Genomic DNA, 16,010 nt, shown 5'->3' with positions numbered 1-16,010 from the left:
AATTTCTCATCTTTTTGTTTCTGTTGATTGCAACTACTGTTTTTGCGCAGAATGCATAATCGATTAAGAGTATAAATTCAAAATAGAATCTGCCCAAGAAGTCAATTCCCGAAATTTTCGGGAATTTTTATTTTCAGCGATAAAAAATTAACTTTGAAGCATGAGTTACATGGAAAAACTTAAAAACATCAAAGCTTTTGTGTTCGATGTGGATGGTGTGTTTACTGATGGCAGCGTTTATTTGATGCCCGGTGGAAATATGAGCCGCGTAATGAACGTTTTGGACGGTTACGCTGTGGTAAAAGCCCTCAAAAAAAATTATAAAATAGGTGTGATAACGGGAGGAGATGACCCAATGGTTCGTCACAGGATTTCTTACCTCGGGATTCAGGATTATTATGCAAAATCTCCCGATAAAAAGATTGATTTCGAAAATTTCAAATCCAAATACAACCTTCAGAATTCCGAAATTCTAACAATGGGCGACGATTTGCCGGACATCAGAATGATGAAAGATTCCGAAATTGCTGCTTGTCCCATCAACGCTGTTGCGGAAGTAAAAGACGTTGCAGATTATATTTCGCCTATTCATGGTGGGAAAGGCGCCGTTCGTGATGTGATAGAAATGGTGATGAAAGTGCAGGGAAACTGGACGGAAGACAATACACAATCTATTTAATTGATGAAAATATTACTAGCTTCACAATCTCCGCGCAGAAAAGAACTTCTAACGTCTTTAGGATACGATTTTGAAACTGTTTCCATTGATTGTGATGAAATTTTTCCCGAAACAATACCATCACAAGAAGTCGCAGGTTATTTGTCTGAACTGAAAGCCAATGCTTATTCCAATCTTCAAAACGATGAGGTGTTAATTACTGCAGATACCGTTGTTGTTTTGAATCATGAAATTTTAGGGAAACCGAACGACAAAGAACATGCTTTAGAAATGCTGAAAAAATTGTCCGGGAAAACGCATCAGGTTTATACAGGAATTACTTTGAAAACTTTGGAACAAACAGTTACCAAAACTGATGTGGCTGATGTAGAATTTCTGGATTTTAATGATGAGGAAATCAATTACTACATCGATAACCTCAAACCTTTCGATAAAGCTGGAAGTTACGGCATTCAGGAATGGTTGGGAATGGCGAAAATCAGCAAAATCAACGGAAGTTTTTACACAATTATGGGTTTGCCGACGCATTTAATTCATGAAGAACTTGGAAAGCTCAAATAACCCCGATTTTTTTTAACCACAAAAGTCACAAAAGCCTAACTGAATAAATTCTGAAATTAGAAAACAAAGTAAAAATCAAAGATTTCCCTAAAAACTATTTTCCTCTTTCTGTTGCTGACTTTAAGGCAGTTTTTATGGAGACGTTAAAAACTTTTGTCCTTTTGTGGTTAAAATTATATGGTTTACATTTCAGAAACCGCTGAATTTTAATACTTTTGAAAGTTACGGATTTCATCAATTTTTGTCGTTCAACACAATAAAAAGATGATTTTAGGGTTATGATTTCATCAATGAAAAAAAATATACTTATACTCCTTTCCATTGCGTTCGCATTTGCCTGTACTTCGCGTAAAACGGAGAACAAAAATGTAGGATTGAAAGGGTTTACTTCTTATTACAACACTCTTTTCAACAGTAAAGATGCTTTGGAAACGGAACTAAGAAACCGCGACCAAGCGCATAAAGATAATTTCCACGCACCTTACATTCGCCTTTTAACTTACGACGAACAGCCTTTGGGAACCGAATTCGCAAGTGATGCACTTTTTGCAGATGATGGACCTGCAGTTCCACAAATGCAGAATAACAGCCAGCAAAAAGGAGCATCAACACTGCAAATTTCTGAAGCCAAAGCCTTGAAAGCCATCTCCAAATATTCCGTAATGAAAAAAGGAGAGGAGAAGAACAAAATGATGTTCGATGCACATATTTTGTTGGCGCAATCGAGATTGTACATGAACAAACCATTGCAGGCTCTGGAAGCTTTGAATTATATTTTCAGTAATATGAAAAACGATAAGCGCATCGATTTGGCGAGAGTTTATCAGGGTTTGGCTTATACAAAAATCAAGGATTATTACAGGGCGAATGAAACTTTTCTGGCTTTGAAAAATTCAGATTTAAAGAAAGATTACGAAAAACTTCTAACGGTTTATTACTCCGAAATGTTGCTGGAATCCGGAAAGAAAGAGGAAGCGGTTGCAGAATTGGAAGACGCATTTAACGTTAATAAAAACAGACAGTTGCGAAGCAGAATTGCATTTTTAAGAGGGCAGATTTTAGCGAACCTGGGTAAAAATGAAGACGCAAGAGAAAGTTTCACTACTGCTTACAAATACGCCAATGATTTTGAGTTTGAAGTAAAATCGCAGGTAGAAATTGCCAAAACGTTCAATGGGAAAGATGATGATTATGAAGGCGCGAGGAAATATCTTGAAGACATCAGTAGAAAAGGAACGTATGCTTCCCGCAAAAATGAATTTTACTATGCTTTAGGTTTAATGGCCAACAAAGCAGGAAAACAGGATGAAGCACAGGAGTTTTTCAGAAAAGCATTGGCGGAAAAAGTTTCGGATCCGCAAGTTCGTGGTTTAACATTCTATGAAATCGGGAAGAGCCATTTTGATAAAAACGATTATCTCGCAGCCGGAGCTTACTACGATTCTGCTTTGGCGGTGATGGATTACGAACCTTCTAAAAAAGAACTGGCTTTGCTTTCCAAGAACATTAAAGATGTTGTTGCCAATTATTATCTGATCCGTAAAAACGACAGTATTTTGTCCTTAACAAAAATGTCCGAGCCTGAAAGAATCGCTTATTTCGGGAAACATATTGAAACTATCAAAGCAAAAGAAACAAAGGAAGAAGCAGAACGTAAAAAAGAAGAACGCAGCAAAGATTTTGATACTGGAGATTACAGCGCCAATTCAGTTTTTGTGAATAATAATGCTGGTTTTCAGGATTTTTCTTCCAATGCCGGAAAAAGCGGATTTTATTTTGCCAACCAGAGTACAGTTTCCAAAGGTCAAAATACCTTTAAACAAGTTTGGGGAGACCGTGCTTTAGCCGATAACTGGAGGGTTTCGAACAGAATGAGCACAATAGAAGACGCTAAAAATTTAGCAATGGGCGTTGATAATGTTCAGAATCCACGAAGATTTGAACCTGATTATTATATCGAACAAATCCCAACGGGAACAGAAGAAATTAATGATTTGAAAAAAGACCGCGATACAGCAAGTTTAGGATTGGGAAGGATGTATAACGCTTATTTTTCCAACAAACCTTTGGCAACAAAAACGCTGTATGATTTGGTAGATAACAAACCGGAAGACGATATTAAACTTCAGGCTTTATATCAGATTTTTGCCATGAATTATGAAGACAATCCGTCTGCATCAGAACGTGCCAAAAATATGATCTTGAGCGATTTTCCATACACCTCTTACGCCGAATTCGTAAAAAATCCGAAAAGCAATGCTTTCCTGAAATCTACTCCGGAAGTAGAAGGAGCTTACAAACAGGCTTATGATTTATTTGCTCAGGAAAATTTTGAAGATTCAAAAACTGTCATTGCACAAACCATCGAAAAATATCCAAAAGATGCATTGGTGCCAAAATTTGCTTTGTTGAATGCCTTCAACACCGGAAAAACTGCCGGAAAAGAAATTATGATTCTTCAATTGGAGCAAATATCACTCAATTATTCCAAAACTCCGGAAGGTGAAAAAGCCAGAGAAATGCTGAATTTCCTGAAAAGTGATTTGACGATGGAAATGACGGACAATTCAGGAAATAAAATTGAACAGGTTCCGCAACAGCAAGTTGTAACGCAACCTGTAATAACCGGCGGAAAAGAAAATCCGGTACAGCAGATGCAGCCAGGTCAACCCGGAGATCCGGATCCGAATGATAAAAATCCACAGGAACCTAATGTTGATGATATTATGCAGAACCAAAGAGACAGACTGCAGCAAATTGATGAAGCAAACAGAAAAAAACAACTGGAAATTGCCAAACCTAAATAAAAAAAGTCCTGAAATTTTTCAGGACTATTTGTTTTATGCTTCTTCTAGCTTTACTGTAAAATGTCGTAAAATGGGTGGTTCCCAAGTGATGTTGTAGCCTTTTGTAATTTCCTGACTTCTGTCCAGAACATTTTTCAGTGCAACAGCAATATAATCCATATGATTGTCGGTATACGTTCTTCTTGGAAGAGCTAATCTTACCAGTTCTAACTTTGGATAACGGTTTTCGCGGGTTACAGGATCTCGGTCTGCTAAAAGGGTTCCGATTTCCACAGCACGAATTCCTGCTTCCTTGTAAAGTTCAATCGCTAAAGTTTGCGCAGGATACTGTTCGCGTGGAACATTTGGTAAGAATTTCAGCGCATCGATGAAAACTGCGTGTCCACCAATGGGTTTCTGTACGGGAACGCCAAATTTTTGGAGGTTATTTCCAAGATATTCTACCTGAGAAATTCTGCCTTCCAAATATTCGAATTCTGTGGCTTCGTCCAAACCGACCGCCAAAGCAGCCATGTCTCTTCCAGCCATTCCACCGTACGTGATGTAACCTTCGTAAATAATCGTAAAGTTCGATGCTTTTTGGAAAACTTCTTCATTGTTCAAAGCGATAAATCCGCCGATATTCACCAATCCGTCTTTTTTGGAACTCATCGTCATTCCCTCGCCGTAAGAAAAAATTTCAGCACAAATTTCCTTGATGGTTCTGTTTTGCTGTCCTTCTTCTCTTTGTTTGATGAAATATGCATTTTCTGCAAAACGTGCGGAATCAAAATAAACCGGAATTCCATATTGGTCTGAAAGTGCTTTTACGGCTTTCATATTTTCCAAAGAAACAGGCTGACCTCCCGAAGAATTGCAGGTAATCGTAATTAAACAAAACGGAATCTGCTCTTTCGGATAGGTTTTGTAAACTTTTTCGAGTTTCTCCAAATCAATATTTCCTTTAAATGGAAAAAGATTTTCAATATCAAAAGCAGCATCAACAGTACAGTCGATTGCATGTGCTTTTCTGAATTCGATATGTCCTTTCGTCGTATCAAAATGCGAATTTCCGGGAACAACATCTCCGTCTTTCACCAAAACCGAAAACAGAACATTTTCCGCGGCTCTTCCCTGGTGAGTAGGCAATAAATATTTAAATCCGGTAATTTTTCGAACAGTAGAATGCAGTTCTTCAAACGAACGAGAACCTGCATAACTTTCGTCACCACGCATTAACGCAGACCATTGTCTGTCGCTCATTGCGCCGGTTCCGGAATCCGTTAATAAATCGATAAAAACTTTTGAGCTGCTGAGGTTGAAGAGGTTGTAATTGGCTTCTTTAATCCACTGTTCTCTCTGTTCTCTTGTAGATTGGCGGATTTCTTCCACCATTTTTATGCGGTAAGGTTCCGCGTAAGGTAATTTCATTATGAAGGAATAAATAAATTAATAACAAAGAATTTTTGAAGAGCTGAAATTTTTCATTCTTCATTTTTAATTATTAATTGATTATTCCGGTGCTTTGAAAACATTATCGTCCGAATGAAATCCTGCAACACCACCAGAAACGGCAAATTTCATAGCTGCAGCGGCTGTCATTCCGACAACGGGTTTAATATTTTTTTCTTCAGTAACAATTACCCAGCCTGAAATCGCGTATGAATGCGGAAGGTAAACTGCAACATAATGATGTTTTTCAACGTCTGACATTTCGCTTTGCGTAAGGAAACCGATTCTCCATATTTCCGGATTCTCATTAGTTTTTACCCAAACCGGGTTGTTGAATTTCTTTTTGTCGCCCACGAAAGAACTCATTACATCTTTTGTTGGGGTATAAATATGCTTGATTCCCGGCGTTTTTTCGAGAAGATGGTCCATTCTGTCGAAAACCAGCCTTCCGACAACAAATTTGTTTCCCAAAAATCCTAAAAGTGCTGTAATAAATATGGTAGAAATAAAAACCACGCCCGGAAATCTTTCCGCAACAGTAGGAAATAAGTTGTCGATGGATGAGATGATATACCAGATAACAAAAATCGTGAGCCCAATTGGTCCAATAATCATAAGTCCCTGAAAGAACGATTTCAGAAACATATTGAAAGATTTTTCGAAAGTTGGACGGGACATTTGGTATGTAGTTTTCAGGAGTAAATGTAAACAAATTCCTGAAAAATTAGTGTTATCCGTGGATCGTTTCTTTTTTGCCGTAAGATTTAATGATTTCGGCTTCGTATTCCAGCCATTCTTCCCAGCGTTTGTTCACTTTTTCTGCTTCTCCAAGTTGTCTTGCAAAACCAATGAAAGTGGTGTAATGGTTGGCTTCGGAAATCATGAGGTCGCGGTAAAAAATTTTGAGTTCTTCATCCTGAATATTTTCAGTAAGAACCTTAAAGCGTTCGCAGCTTCTGGCTTCAATCATCGCTGCGAAAAGCATTCTGTCAATAAGAAGATCGTCTCTGTTTCCACCTTTCTGTATAAAATTCACTAATTGGTTGACGTAATCATCTTTTCTTGTTCGTCCGAAAGTAAAGCCGCGTTTTTTAATGATTTCGTGAACTTGGTTAAAATGGTCGAGTTCTTCTTGGGCAATTGCCAAAAGTTCTGTCACAATTTCGGGATATTCGGGAAGCATGGTTATTAAACCAATGGCGTTCGTAGCAGCTTTCTGTTCGCACCAAGCGTGGTCTGTAAGGATTTCTTCCAGATTTCCTTCCGCAATATTTGCCCAACGTGGGTCTGTCAATAATTTCAGCTTAAACATTGTTCAGATTTTCAGCAAAATTATGAAATTATAAAAGGTTTTGTTTGGTTTTGATTGATTTCAGAATTTTTTTCAAATGTTACAGCTTTTTCAGATTCGGTATTGTTGATGAATTTTTGGCATATGTATTGGAAATTCTTTCACATCAAATTAAGATTTTTAACTTTAAAGAAATAAATTATGAAAACTAGAAACGTACTTACAGAAAATTAGAAAATTTTGGAATTCTAATGTTAACAATGTTTTTTAGCTTCTTGGCTTTTGCGCAGGACACTACAACACCAAAAGTGGATGTAACTACTACATCTTCTACAACAACTACTACTGAAGAATGGTTTACAAATCCTGTTTATTGGGTAATTGGAGCTTTGCTTTTCATCATTCTTATCGCAGTAATTGTTAGAGGTAACAAGAGCAACGCGTAATACCTTTTCACATTCATATAAGAAACTGCTTCATCAATTTGATGAAGCAGTTTTTTTACGTAAAAATTCCAAAACTTTCCATCCAAAAGCATCCACCTTTTTCAGTCCGGCTGCCGTGATGACGGCAAGAACAACGTTGATTGCATAAATCAAAATCATTAAAATCCACCAAGGCATTTTTTCTTCCAACGCAACCACTAAAAAATAAACGATGGACGAACTCATTCCCTGTGCGAAATAGAAAAATATGGCGTTTTTACCAACGTAAGTCAGGAAGTTTTCTTTGGTGATTTTCAACCTGTTGTACAAAACGAAAAGCGTTACCAAAGAGAAACAAGACCAGAAAATATACAGCAGTTTCGGCGGGAATTTCGCTTTGTTCATCTTCATAAAAAGTTCTTTACCCGAATTCCAAAGAAGAAATGCGAAGATTAAGAACAGAATTCCGTACAAAACAGGAATCAATTTCGAAGGAATCGTTTTGCCTTTCAATTGATGTGCAACTAAAAATAGTCCAAGATAAAAAGCAACGTAACCAACCTGTCCACTTGGATAATATTGTGGTAAAAGATTGAAAATTAATGTCAAACCAAAACATAGCCCGATAAACCAATTCAGATGTTTCGGGAAGAATCTTAAAATTAAAGCGCCGAAAACGGTTAAGATAAAATATACTTTTAAATACCAGAAACTTCCCATCACCACAGGAAAAGTATCCGCATTGGTGTATTGATGAAGATACCAGTTTCCAAGATTTTGCCATTGTGGAACGTCTGAAATATTCTGCGGAACGTATTTCGCCCCGAAAGTTTGATAGAAGTTTTCCATCCATTGTAATCCGAAAACATTCAGCCCAAAAACTTTAAAAAAGTAATCAAGAAAGAACAGAAACGTCACGAAAATCATGAAGGTGATCTGCAGTTTGAGGAGCCTGTAAAGTGTCTTTTCAACATTTCCTCCGGAAGTAAGTCCGCTTAGAGCATAAAACAACGGAACATCAATTAGAAGTGAAAGGACTCGAAGTTCAGTAGGTACATAAAACTGTCCGCTCCAGAAAACGGTGTGAATAAAAATAATGGCTAAAGTGGCAAATCCTTTTGCAAAATCGATGTAGAGGTCTCTTTTCATATTAAATTCAAAATTAAATGAATAAATCATATAAATCAGACTGTACTTCTATTTTTTGGAATTTTTTTTGCTGCTTTTAAAAAAATCAAAATACACCTTATGAAATTATTATTGCAACTGTTTTTGCTTTAGCCATTGTGGCTTCCTGTACGAAAACTGAAAAATCAGAGTATGATAATACTGCACAGGGTGAAGCTGAAGCAGCAGAAGCGGCTGTAAGCGATGAAGATGTAGCCCGTTGCAATGAAGATGAAGCGTTGCTGGATGAAAAGAGTAAAGAATATACCAACGAAACGGAAGCAGATGATTCTTCAGTTGATCTGAAAAGCACTAATGGAGAAGATATTCATATTCTTTTTGAAGAAAAACCGGAAGGTGGACAATCTGCTGTTACTTTTACGAAAGGAACTGAAGCACCGGTGAAACTGCCTTTTGTTGAGTATAATAACGGCATTGAACTTTACGGAAAGGACGGCATTACACCTGAGGTTTATAATAGTGATAAAAAAGCAGTCTGGACTTGCAAATCCAAACAATCCATTGAATATCAGTAAACTTTAAAATAAATTAAGAAATATTAAAAAGCAGAAAATTTCTGCTTTTTTTGTTGTAAACCTTTGTTTTTTAGAAAAAAGTTGTATTTTTGCACACTCTAAAAAGTGTATTAACAAATTAAAATTTATAAACAATGTTTGCAATTGTAGAAATAGCAGGGCTTCAATACAAAGTTGAGCAAGACCAGAAGTTGTTTGTAAACCGTTTGAAAGGAGATAAAGGAGCGAAAGTTTCTTTTGATAAAGTTCTTCTTACTGTAAACGGTACTACAACAATCGGCGCCCCGGCTGTAAGCGGTATCACTGTAGATGCTGAAATCCTAGATCACGTAAAAGCTGATAAAGTAATCGTTTTCAAAAAGAAAAGAAGAAAAGGATACGAGAAAAAGAATGGTCACAGACAAGCTCTTACTCAAATCCAGATTACAGGAATTACCGGTTTCGACGGAGCTAAGAAAACAGCTAAAAAAGAAACTGCAAAATCTGAATCTACTGAAGCAAAAGCTGTAAAAGCAGAACCAACAACAGAAAAAGCTTCTAAAGCTGCTGCTTCAAAGGCAGAAAAAGCAGAGGAAACTAAAGCTGTAAGCAGAGATGCTGCAACAGTAAACTTCAGCGAAGACCACGAACTAAACAATCTTCTGAAGAAAAACGACCTTTCTCAGTCTATCGAAAACAGAAAAGTTTTGGTAGAACTTGGTAAAGAGTTGAAAGAAAAAGAAGGTAAAAGAGTCTTAACTAATGATGAATTTGATGCCTACATCAAAGAAAACATCGAGAAATTAACTGCAAAAAAATAATTCTGAAATAAAATGGCACACAAAAAAGGAGTTGGTAGCTCCAAAAACGGTAGAGAATCTCACTCTAAAAGATTGGGTGTAAAGATTTTCGGAGGTCAGGAAGCAATCGCGGGTAACATCATCGTTAGACAAAGAGGTACAAAACACCACCCTGGAACCAACGTTGGTATTGGTAAAGACCACACGCTTTTTGCTCTTGTAGACGGAAAAGTAGTTTTCACTAAGAAAGCAAACGACAGATCTTTCGTATCTGTTGAGCCAAACGCATAATTTTTTAGCGTTTTATAAAATAAGAATCCTGAACTTCGGTTCGGGATTTTTTTGTTTTGGGCGTGTCCTTCAGTCGTTCTTTTCGGCGCTCGCTTCGCTCGCGCCTGCAACCTCTCCATTCAGGCCGGTCTTCGGCAAGTCGCTTTTATACTTTTTGGCGCGGCGGCGAAGCCGCCGCGCCAAAAAGTATAAAGAGCTCCAACAATTGCCTCCGCCCTCACGCGAACACACTCAGTTTTTCTAACATAGGTAAAGTCTCTTTAATTCAAATTATCAATACATTTGAAAAAAACATTGAGATGAAAAAATATTTAGCCTTATTATCACTTGTTGTAAACGCTCTGTGCTTCTCACAACAATATTACTATTATCATGGAGTGGGATATCAAAAATTGGAGGGAACTACTGATTATTGGGAAATCATAGTGCATCCAACTGTAAATGAAGATCTTTTTATCAGCTATCCCGATATCCCCTGCAGTTCGGAGTGGATATTTGTTCGTGAGGATAAAGGTGGAAAAATTTATAAAGAAAAACTGGTCTCAGGTTTCGATAAATGTATTGATAATGGAATCGTTTTATTGATGGACGACGAAACTTCCCAAACCTCAAAAAGATTTTACATTTACCAAGACGAGCAGTCAACGCAGCCTTATGCCCTCGGTTTTATTGATGAAATAATTGCACAGATTCCAAAAGATTTGCTTCCTCCAAAAATTAAATAGAAATTAGAAATTCATCTGGAAGCCAGCCTTCACACCAAATTTCTTCGCATCTGGATTTTCAAGATAATTTCCTCTCCAGTTAAAGTCAACGCGGAAAATTCTGAGGTTTCCCAAACCAATGTTTTCAATTCCGAAACCATATTCGTAATAAATTTTATCGCTTGGAGCGGAATATTTAAAGCCTTCCACATTAATGTCTTTAGAGGCCTGACTTAAAGTTCCGTATGCGCCGCGTAAAAAGGCAACTTCACGGAATTTCAGTTTCTTAATTAAAGGAATGTAAGAAAGAATTTTCCCATTAAAGTGATGCTCCAAATGAAGGGTGGAATACGTATCTGCAACAAATTCATAATAATTCAGCTGTGCAAAAGTATTTGGGACCAAACTGTAAGATTGATTTCCTGGAATTACATTCTGTAAAGCCAAAGGAACGGTGTCAAAGTTTTTTCCGGCTTCAAAACTGATTAAAGTTTTTCCCCATGTTCCCAACAAAATGGGTTGGAAATACATCAACTGAAGTTTATTGTAGCCAAAATCAGCATTAAACAATCCTTCAATTCCTCTTGTGTATTTCAAAACAAAAGTTGGCGAAAGAGTGGAATGTTCGTAACGGTCAACGCCGGTTTGTGAAAATTTTGCGCCCGGTCTTGCAATCAAACTCAAGGTTAAATGCGTATCCAAAACAGTTTTTCTCAACTGGTTGTACAAATCGTAATAATACAGATTAAACTTCTCTTCATTCGCAGATTTGATGCTCTGCATTGTTCCATCCAAACGAACCTGAAAGTTTTTCCAAGGTTCAATAGAGCCAAAAACATTGGTTTGGTTCACAGAACTCAATGAAGTGTTGCTTCCCGTAGAAAATATAGAAGACGAAGCAAAAGAACGCGACATAATTCCGTCGTCATTCGTCAATTGAACACCCAGTTGCATAATGTCTCTTCTTGTTCCGGCTCCTATGATGAAGCGTGTGTTTTTGTTGAGCAGATATTTAGCTTCTGCGCCATATTTAAACTGATTATCCTTAAAACCATACGCTCCGTAACCCTGAATTCTCCAGGGGTCGTTCTGCGAAAAATAGGTTCTTGCACCTAATCTTATTCTCGTGCCTTCCACATCATTAAACCCGAAAGTAGAGTACAAATCTCCAATGTCAATAGCATTTCCTACATTATAATAACCGGAAGCCAAAGTTTCGTAAAGTTTCACCATATTATTAAAACGCGGAACTTTTTGAAGTTTATCCAACATGTCATAAACGCCCTGTTCAGTTCGGCTTAAAGAATCTACTCGCGCATTCTCCCAAAAGGTTTCGTCTTTTGCCAAAGTTTTAACATTCGCTTCCTCTTTATTATCGAAAATTTTCGCTTCAATAGGTTGGTTGAACTCGTAATGGGTATAATTCACGGTTCTTTTGGCAACCATTCCTTTGGAGTTCTTATTTTTGCTCGTTAAAGCCAGATCAAATTCGGTGTAAGTTCTGCTCGGCAAAAAAGTTTCAGAATCGGGGTTGTCGTATTCTAAATCGGTTACAACGCCATTCACAAAATTAATATTCATTTTTTTGGTTGAGCGAAGGGTTGCTTTTACTACAGCGTAAGTGTCTTTAGAAATGTAAAGAAATCCTCGGAAAGCCAAAACATCTTTTCGTTTTGGTTCGTACTGGATTCTGTAGCAGTCTTCCCCTTTTACCAAAAAATCTTCAATTAAATTGTAATCATAAGTGCTGAAACCATCCGTAGAGACCGGACTTTGAAAACCAATGTTGAAAAAATTCAGTGTGTTATCGTAAATGTTGATTTCTTTGTAGAGGTTTTTCGCGGTAAGTGCGATAATTTCATTGTCCTGAAAACCGGAAGTTTTCTGTGCGATAAGTTCTCTTTTGGTTTTTTTTTCGGGTTGATTAGTGCCGAAATTTTTATATACAGCCTCATTCAAAAATAAAGGAAGCGCCAGTTTTCCATTCGCTGTAGAATCTGCATAATCGAAAATAAAATCCATTTTATTGAATACTTTTTTCTCCATAAAAGCAGAATCGATATTGTTCAAATCAAATTCTATTTTTTCGTATTCGTCAAAACGGTAGGTATTAAAATTTTCAAGACCGTTTTTTCTTTTGCGTTTCCATACTTCCTGCATAATAGCATAAGCAGGATTTTCTTTTTTATTTTTGAATTTTTGCTCTTTCGCCCTTAAAACAACTTCCTGTAGCTCCTTTTCCGTATTCTGCGCAAAAGCGAAAGTGGCAAAAAGGACAGTGATTAAAAGGGTGATATTTAATTTAGTTTTCAAATTGTGTTTTTTGTGTTAACGCGGGAATAAAAGATTCCTCAAGCATAAAAATTTTGTGCCAAAAAGCCAATATATCACATAAAAAAAATCCCAAACTTTCGTCTGGGATTTTGCTCCTCCTCTTGGGCTCGAACCAGCGACCCTCTGATTAACAGTCGGTTTTATTGTGTTTTATTATAATTTGCTTAATCTTTATTATGCTTTATTTTCTTTGATTATCAATTGTTTACAAATATTTTTCTTGTACAGTATTTTATAATATTTTACTTTTGGAGGGCAAATGTTCGTGAAATGTTCGTGAAAAAATTTTTGTAAAATACGATAAACAGGAACATCTGAAAAAAATGTTCGTGAAAAACGATAAAAATTGACACAAAATGGTAAGTTACACCTTTACACTTGCTCCAAAAGCGAATAAAACAGGGGAGAGAAGTATCATAATTTCATTTATAAAAGACCGCAAAAACACAAGTCTTTCAATCGGGAAAACTTGCAAGGAGAAGGACTGGAGTTTTGACGCTTGTCGTCTGAAAACTTCGCATCCCAATCACGCTAACCTCAACAAATTTATTGAGCGCAGAATTAAGATCATTGACGAGATTATCGACGATTTCGATAAAAATGGAATCTACTTCACGCTTCCTGATCTCATCAATAAACTAAAGACGAGCAGCGGACAAAGGATTTCCTTAACCTATACGAGTTTCCACGAAGATTTGATTAGAAATCTCTTGGCATCGGATAAAACTGGAACAGCGAAAGTGGAAAAAGATACGCTGAATGCGCTGCAACGGTTCTTTGGCAAAAAAGACATTAGTTTTAATGAATTGGATTATTCTAACTTGAAAAAATTTGAAGCCTATTGCATTTCTCGCGGGAACAGGGAATCCAGTATTGCGATTAGAATGCGGACTTTGCGTTCGGTTTTTAATCAAGCCATTAGAAGCCAAGTAATTACGGAAAAACAATATCCTTTTAAGCAATATAAAATTTCAAAACTGAAGGAAAGTGGGAAAAAGGAGTATCTGAATGAAGAAGAAATAGAAAAACTCAAGAAATATGAGCCAAAAGACGAAAAACTTTCTTTTGCAAAAGATATGTTTTTGTTCAGTTATTATGCAAGAGGAATCAACTTTTTGGATTTGATTAAGTTGGAAAAAAAATTCTTGAATATTGATCGTATTGATTATATCCGCAGTAAAACAGGCGTTCCGGTGAGTTTTAAAATCAATGATTACGCTCGGAATATCATGGAAAAATACAAATCCGAAGACAGTTCAAAGTTCATTTTCAACATAATGAATACCGAAAAGCCAACGCAGATTTACCTAAAAAACAGATCCAAAAAAGTGCTGACCTATTATGTGAATATGCAGTTAAAAGAAATAATGAAAGAACTGCAAATCAAGAAGAATATCTCTTATTACTGCGCCCGTCACTCGTTTGCCACAGTTTTGAAGTTCAATAATATTTCAATTGAGACTATTCGCGAAGCACTTGGGCAAAAAGATATAAAATCTACAATGTCTTATTTAAACAGTCTTCCGGATAATAAATTGGATAAGATTATTGACGAGGTTTTGAAGTAAGAGTATTTGTTTAATATTTTAGCAAAACCTTTTCCCTTAAATCATTTCCCAATTGAGGCTGTTGATTTTATCTTTCAGTCTTTTAAGAGTTTCAATTATTTTAGAAAAAGTTGGTCTGTTTTCGCCATAAACCATTTCTTCTCGCATTTTGGCATAATCTTTTTCCCATAATTCAATGATATTTTCTGGTGGAATAGGGTTTATTGTGGCTGGCCTGTGCAACGGATGGTATTTCTTTGCTTTTCTCCGAAAAACTCTGCTCTGGATATTCATCATCAACCATCGCGGAAATTTTTTTCATCGTAAATGGCTCAATTAATGAACGGCACCCGACTTCTATTTGAACTCTCGGCTTCAGATAATCCGTAACTTCAATTATATTTGGATAAAAAATATTGATAATACGAGGATCCTGATCGGAATCCTGGGTTTCGGCCAACGAGAAAGTGAAATTTTCCAAGCCTTTCTCTTTAAATTTTTCCTGTAATTCTAAATAAAAAACCTCGCTGATATATTGGCCGGAAGCCTTCCTTAATTTGGTTTTCTTGTTTTTAGTCAAATTTCCTTCGAAGCCAAGAAACTCTCTTTCGATGGCCAAATCAATGTCTTCGGAAAACCTTTCTATGAGGTTCCACGCCTTGCTCAGCGAGGTGCCACCTTTGAAAACCAAATGCTCGGCTACATTCAATTCAAAAACCGCTTTCAAAGTTTGCGATACCCACCAGTCTTTTTCCACGGCAAACGGTGTTATTCCTCTTTTTTCGGCAACTTGTGTAAAAGCAAGGACCCTCGTTTATTGGGGAAGGGCTAAAAATTTATTTGTCATTATTTTTATTTATGGCGTTCCGCATTATTATCCTAATCCATTCTGGCGCAAGGCGAATGTCGTGTTCCAAGCGGTATGGATTTTCCTTTTTAAGTTTTTCTATAACTAAATCCTTTTCCTGTTGAGTGACATTGTCCTTCCCGATTTCTTTCAAAGCTTGGATTACAAGTCCGCTTATTTCACCAATCGCAGCGAGGTTTTTCGGGCTTGTTCTTTTGAATTTTATTTTTCTTTTGCCGAGATCAACTGTTCGTGCAGAACCGTCTGTAAGATACACCAAATTGAGGGGAATCTGGGTGGAGAGTCCTAGTGCATTGAGCGCCAGAATTCCCGTTGGAATAATGCGCGCCTTGTCTCTTTTGCGAATTACCTCTGCAATCTGTTCGGCAGAAGGCTGAATATTTCCCAAAACTGGATCCGTTTGTAAAACAGCGTAAATCCCCCTCGCGACACGGGAAATACCGCCGTTATTGACCAATCTTTCCAATGCTTTTGCAACTGCTCTGGCATTGCCGAAAGCAAGAAAGTCTTCAATAAAAAACAGCGTACCCCTCTTTAGTCATGGTCGGAAGATTTTTCTTCCGACTTTTTTTTAAAAAAACTGTTTGATT

16 protein-coding genes are annotated in these 16,010 nt (G+C 37.0%); 9 read left to right on the top strand and 7 right to left on the bottom strand.

Annotation, left to right across the window (positions count from 1 at the left end; genetic code table 11):
- Nucleotides 1-160: 160 nt before the first annotated feature.
- From Q0252_RS10530 to Q0252_RS10520, 3 genes are all read left to right on the top strand, one after another.
- A complete protein-coding gene (locus Q0252_RS10530) occupies nucleotides 161-679 on the top strand; it encodes an HAD family hydrolase (RefSeq protein WP_297986046.1) in 519 nt (172 codons plus the stop codon).
- Nucleotides 680-682: 3 nt separating this feature from the next.
- A complete protein-coding gene (locus Q0252_RS10525; RefSeq protein WP_297986043.1) occupies nucleotides 683-1,240 on the top strand; it encodes a Maf family nucleotide pyrophosphatase in 558 nt (185 codons plus the stop codon).
- A 290-nt stretch (nucleotides 1,241-1,530) separates the two neighbouring features.
- The gene (locus tag Q0252_RS10520) at nucleotides 1,531-4,047 is read left to right on the top strand and encodes a tetratricopeptide repeat protein (protein WP_297986040.1); all 2,517 of its coding nucleotides are present in this window, start codon (nucleotides 1,531-1,533) and stop codon (nucleotides 4,045-4,047) included.
- Nucleotides 4,048-4,080: 33 nt separating this feature from the next.
- Here Q0252_RS10520 and Q0252_RS10515 read toward each other — a convergent pair whose 3' ends face one another.
- The 3 genes from Q0252_RS10515 to Q0252_RS10505 all read right to left on the bottom strand — a co-directional run bounded on the left by Q0252_RS10515 (nucleotide 4,081) and on the right by Q0252_RS10505 (nucleotide 6,790).
- Nucleotides 4,081-5,457 (bottom strand): tryptophanase, encoded by a 1,377-nt coding sequence (locus Q0252_RS10515; protein ID WP_297986037.1) that lies wholly within the window; start codon nucleotides 5,455-5,457, stop codon nucleotides 4,081-4,083.
- Between the two features lie 81 nt (nucleotides 5,458-5,538).
- Complete coding sequence (locus Q0252_RS10510) at nucleotides 5,539-6,156, bottom strand: DUF502 domain-containing protein (RefSeq protein ID WP_297986034.1); 618 nt, start codon at nucleotides 6,154-6,156, stop codon at nucleotides 5,539-5,541.
- 52 nt (nucleotides 6,157-6,208) lie between these two features.
- Complete coding sequence (locus tag Q0252_RS10505; RefSeq protein WP_297986031.1) at nucleotides 6,209-6,790, bottom strand: tRNA-(ms[2]io[6]A)-hydroxylase; 582 nt, start codon at nucleotides 6,788-6,790, stop codon at nucleotides 6,209-6,211.
- Nucleotides 6,791-7,029: 239 nt separating this feature from the next.
- Here Q0252_RS10505 and Q0252_RS10500 point away from each other — a divergent pair, with 239 nt between their 5' ends.
- Entirely contained in the window at nucleotides 7,030-7,215 is a 186-nt protein-coding gene (locus Q0252_RS10500) for a hypothetical protein (RefSeq protein ID WP_297986029.1), read from the top strand.
- Nucleotides 7,216-7,248: 33 nt separating this feature from the next.
- On the opposite strand, the gene Q0252_RS10495 is transcribed toward Q0252_RS10500, so the two are convergent.
- The gene (locus Q0252_RS10495) at nucleotides 7,249-8,343 is read right to left on the bottom strand and encodes an acyltransferase family protein (RefSeq protein ID WP_297986027.1); all 1,095 of its coding nucleotides are present in this window, start codon (nucleotides 8,341-8,343) and stop codon (nucleotides 7,249-7,251) included.
- A gap of 137 nt (nucleotides 8,344-8,480) precedes the next feature.
- Between Q0252_RS10495 and Q0252_RS10490 the strand changes: the two genes are divergently transcribed.
- From Q0252_RS10490 to Q0252_RS10475, 4 genes are all read left to right on the top strand, one after another.
- A complete protein-coding gene (locus Q0252_RS10490; protein ID WP_297986025.1) occupies nucleotides 8,481-8,897 on the top strand; it encodes a hypothetical protein in 417 nt (138 codons plus the stop codon).
- A 134-nt stretch (nucleotides 8,898-9,031) separates the two neighbouring features.
- Nucleotides 9,032-9,697 carry a 50S ribosomal protein L21 gene (rplU, locus tag Q0252_RS10485; protein WP_297986024.1) on the top strand — a complete coding sequence of 222 codons (666 nt, stop codon included), beginning with the start codon at nucleotides 9,032-9,034 and terminating at the stop codon, nucleotides 9,695-9,697.
- A gap of 12 nt (nucleotides 9,698-9,709) precedes the next feature.
- The gene (gene rpmA, locus Q0252_RS10480) at nucleotides 9,710-9,967 is read left to right on the top strand and encodes a 50S ribosomal protein L27 (protein ID WP_297986022.1); all 258 of its coding nucleotides are present in this window, start codon (nucleotides 9,710-9,712) and stop codon (nucleotides 9,965-9,967) included.
- Nucleotides 9,968-10,266: 299 nt separating this feature from the next.
- Nucleotides 10,267-10,692, top strand: coding sequence for a hypothetical protein (locus Q0252_RS10475; protein ID WP_297986020.1), 426 nt, complete (start codon nucleotides 10,267-10,269; stop codon nucleotides 10,690-10,692).
- A 3-nt stretch (nucleotides 10,693-10,695) separates the two neighbouring features.
- On the opposite strand, the gene Q0252_RS10470 is transcribed toward Q0252_RS10475, so the two are convergent.
- A complete protein-coding gene (locus tag Q0252_RS10470; RefSeq protein ID WP_297986019.1) occupies nucleotides 10,696-12,984 on the bottom strand; it encodes a DUF5686 family protein in 2,289 nt (762 codons plus the stop codon).
- 377 nt (nucleotides 12,985-13,361) lie between these two features.
- Between Q0252_RS10470 and Q0252_RS10465 the strand changes: the two genes are divergently transcribed.
- A complete protein-coding gene (locus Q0252_RS10465) occupies nucleotides 13,362-14,573 on the top strand; it encodes a site-specific integrase (RefSeq protein ID WP_297986016.1) in 1,212 nt (403 codons plus the stop codon).
- Between the two features lie 172 nt (nucleotides 14,574-14,745).
- Here the strand turns inward: Q0252_RS10465 and Q0252_RS10460 are convergent, their stop codons facing one another.
- Nucleotides 14,746-15,309 (bottom strand): nucleotidyl transferase AbiEii/AbiGii toxin family protein, encoded by a 564-nt coding sequence (locus Q0252_RS10460; protein ID WP_297986014.1) that lies wholly within the window; start codon nucleotides 15,307-15,309, stop codon nucleotides 14,746-14,748.
- Nucleotides 15,310-15,388: 79 nt separating this feature from the next.
- Complete coding sequence (locus Q0252_RS10455) at nucleotides 15,389-15,943, bottom strand: DUF6088 family protein (RefSeq protein WP_297986078.1); 555 nt, start codon at nucleotides 15,941-15,943, stop codon at nucleotides 15,389-15,391.
- Nucleotides 15,944-16,010: the final 67 nt, after the last annotated feature.

Source organism: uncultured Chryseobacterium sp. (assembly GCF_936933875.1).
Classification (GTDB): domain Bacteria; phylum Bacteroidota; class Bacteroidia; order Flavobacteriales; family Weeksellaceae; genus CAKZIK01.
The sequence above is the reverse complement of the archived record's forward strand: the minus strand, read 5'-3'. Positions and strand labels throughout refer to the sequence as shown.